Here is a 1389-nt window from a genome sequence, read left to right on the forward strand (position 1 = left end):
ACATAGGCGACCGCGCCATCGAACTTGCAAGCAGGCTCGGCAAAAGCCCGATCCATGTCGCGCTCGCCTATGTCCTGGCGCAGCCTTTCCCGTCCGTTCCGCTGATCGGCCCGCGCACGCTGGATGAGCTGGAGGACAGCCTCAAGGCGCTGGATATTGCGCTGTCGCCGGACGATCTGGAGTGGCTGGACAACGGGCCGGAGAGACGGAGGGCGTAGCGCCAATCTCCCCCCTCGAGGGGGAGATGGCCGCAAAGCGGCCAGAGGGGGTCGGTCCGACTGGGCTCGGCCTGCTGCGGCAGATGGAGTTGGCGCTCCACGCGAGGCGACCTCCTCTGGCCTGCCGGCCATCTCCCTCACTTGGGGGGAGATTGGCAGTTTCGCTGCCCTCACCGATCAACCCGCGTCGACAAGATGATCGACGACGACGTCCGCTCTACTCCCTCCATTGCCCCGATCTGATCGAGCAGCGCGTCGAGATCGCGGATCGACGGCGCGTCGACGATGACGATCATGTCGAAATTGCCGCTCACCGAATGCACCGTCCGGACCGGCGGCATCGCCTCCAGGCTACGCACCACCTTGTCGGCGAGTTTCGGCGTGACGGTGAGCAGCACATGCGCCTTGACCAGACCCTGCTCATAGTCGGGCGACAGCCTGACGCCGTAGCCGGCGATGATGCCGCGCTGCTCCAGCCGCTCGATCCGGCTCTGCACCGTGGTGCGCGACACGCCGAGCTTTCTCGCCAGCTCGGCGGTGGAGGCGCGCGCGTTGGCGCGCAGCAGCGTCAGCAGGGCCTGTTCAGCTTCACTGATCATTTCGACGAAACCCTTCGGCAAATTGCGCTATGTTCAGCTTCACTTTGCCAGATTCCGAGCTTCCTTTCGACAGGCAAGCTGCGATGATTCCTGCCAATTCGAACTGGCAGGGGTATCGTCATGAAAAACATTGTTGTCGTCGGCGCCGGCAAGATCGGCTCGACCATCGCTGAAATGCTTACCACCACGGGAGACTACCGCGTCACGGTGGTCGACCGCTCGGCGGCCCAGCTCGCCGCAGCCGAATTGCCGGCCGGCGTCGAGAGCAAGGAGCTCGACATCGCCGTGCCCGGCGCGCTTGAGGCAGCGCTTGCCGGCAAATTCGCCGTGCTGAGCGCCGCGCCCTTCCACCTCACCACCCGCATCGCCGAGGCTGCGGCGAAGGCGGGCGTGCATTATCTCGACCTCACCGAGGACGTCGCCAGCACCCGTCGGGTCAAGGAGCTGGCGCGCGAGGGCAAGAGCGCCTTCATCCCGCAATGCGGCCTAGCGCCGGGCTTCATTTCGATCGTCGCCAACGATCTGGCCAGCCGCTTCGACACGCTGGAAAGCGTGCGCATGCGCGTCGGCGC

Annotated in this window: 3 protein-coding genes; 2 read left to right on the forward strand and 1 reads right to left on the reverse strand. The window is 65.4% G+C overall.

Features of this window, described 5'->3' with window-relative positions; genetic code table 11:
* Window positions 1-218, forward strand: a 218-nt coding sequence (locus EOA75_RS32825; protein WP_164747754.1) for an aldo/keto reductase, incomplete at its 5' end; no start/stop codon positions are given.
* A gap of 170 nt (window positions 219-388) precedes the next feature.
* Here the strand turns inward: EOA75_RS32825 and EOA75_RS32830 are convergent.
* On the reverse strand, window positions 389-817 hold the full coding sequence (locus tag EOA75_RS32830) for an Lrp/AsnC family transcriptional regulator (protein ID WP_066991894.1): 429 nt from the start codon (window positions 815-817) through the stop codon (window positions 389-391).
* 120 nt (window positions 818-937) lie between these two features.
* Between EOA75_RS32830 and EOA75_RS32835 the strand changes: the two genes are divergently transcribed.
* The coding region (locus EOA75_RS32835) for a saccharopine dehydrogenase NADP-binding domain-containing protein (protein WP_164747755.1) at window positions 938-1389 on the forward strand (452 nt) is incomplete at its 3' end.

The sequence above is a fragment of the Mesorhizobium sp. M1A.F.Ca.IN.022.07.1.1 genome, from assembly GCF_003997575.1.
Taxonomy (GTDB): domain Bacteria; phylum Pseudomonadota; class Alphaproteobacteria; order Rhizobiales; family Rhizobiaceae; genus Mesorhizobium.